At 70.5% G+C, this 1487-nt stretch carries 1 protein-coding gene; it reads right to left on the bottom strand.

Annotated features, from left to right (window positions below; translation table 11 throughout):
- The coding region (locus ACZ4FV_RS52305) for an ISL3 family transposase (protein WP_465328528.1) at positions 1-1402 on the bottom strand (1402 nt) is incomplete at its 3' end.
- Positions 1403-1487 lie beyond the last annotated feature (85 nt).

The following is a 1487-nucleotide window of genomic DNA, read 5'->3' on the forward strand; positions in this document are numbered from 1 at the left end:
GGTCCTGCCGGACGCGTGTGATCCAGTCCTTGAGTTCTCGTCCGCGGCGGTCGTTCATCAGCTCGGCGAAGGCCCTGACGTGCCCGGCGGCGGTGGCGAGTGCCGGGACGCGGGCCAGGATCTCCTTGAGCTGCTGGGCCTCTTCATCGCGCAGGCGGTCGGGCCGGCGGGTGATCCAGCCGGTCACGTCCCTGACAGAGGGCTTGCGTCGGGGCGGGTCCTGATTGGGAAACGACGCGCGGAGTCGGCGGACATACTCGCGGACGATCTGCTCCTGCCCTGGAAAGCCACGCTGCCGGATCTCCTGGAAGAGACGCCGGGCGATCGTGTGGCCCTCGGCGAACCGCTGGTCGAGGTAGGGCTTGTAGGGGTCGAGGATGCTGGTGCGTCCTGTCCAGCGGCCGACGAGCAGTTCATCGGGGTCCTTCGCGCGGGCCAGTCGGCGGACTGTGCCGCGAGCCAGGTCCAGTCTGCGAGCGACGGCGCGCAGGCTGAACCCGTCGTCCATGAGCGCGTGGACGGCGGCGTGCTGTTCGCGGACCCGGTCGGACAGCCGGCCGGTCCGGCGGGGCTCGGAGTTGACGGACGCCAGGACGACAGCCGGAACCGACTCGGCCGCAGGGGCGGGCTCAGGTAGCAGGGTCCGGTGCTGGAGGACGGTCTTCTCCACCGCGTCGGCGAGGTTCTGCCACAAGTGGAAGCGGTCGGCGACGTGGATCGCGTCCGGGGCGCCGAGCCGGACGGCTTCGGCGTAGGAGGCCGACCGGTCGCGGCAGACGACCTCCACACCCGGGTGGTCGGCGAGCCAGGAGCGGACGGTCTCGACCTTGCGGTCGGGCAGCAGATCGACTGCGCGGCGGGTCTCGATGTCGACCAGGATCGTGGCGTAGACGTGGCCCTTGCGCAGGGCGAACTCGTCGACGCCCAGAACACGCGGCACCGCGTGCGCCGGATCCGGCAGGGCTCGTATCAGCCGCAGGAGCGTGGAACGGCTCACCGGGACCGCGAAGGTTTCCGCCAGGCGGGAGCCGGCTCGCCCGGCCAGGGCCAGGGCGAGCTGTTGGAGCGCGGTCTGTAGGCCCTGGCTCCGCCGTCCGTGACGGAAGGTCAGCCCCGCTGCCTGCTCGACGAATGTGGCCCGGGGGCACGCTCGTTCACGGCAGCGGAACCTGCGGACCCGTAACTCGACCACCACCCGGCGCCCGCCCGCCGCGCGGTCGTCCAACCGCCGTACGTAGCTGCTGTGCACCCGGGTCGAGACAGTTCCGCACGACGGGCATCCCGCCTCGTCGTTGGTCGTGGCGGCGTGGACGGTCACGCGGTCGGCGCGGATGGTCAAGGTGTTGACCGCGACGTCGGCGGTCTGGTGGACCCAGAGGTCTTGCAGGGGATCGTCAGCCACGACCGTTCATGATCGCGGCTCCGGTGACCCTCCGTGGCTCTGGCACGGAAATTGATCCAGAACCTCAATTCAACCGTTGCCGACA

This window comes from Embleya sp. NPDC025285 (assembly GCF_055558835.1).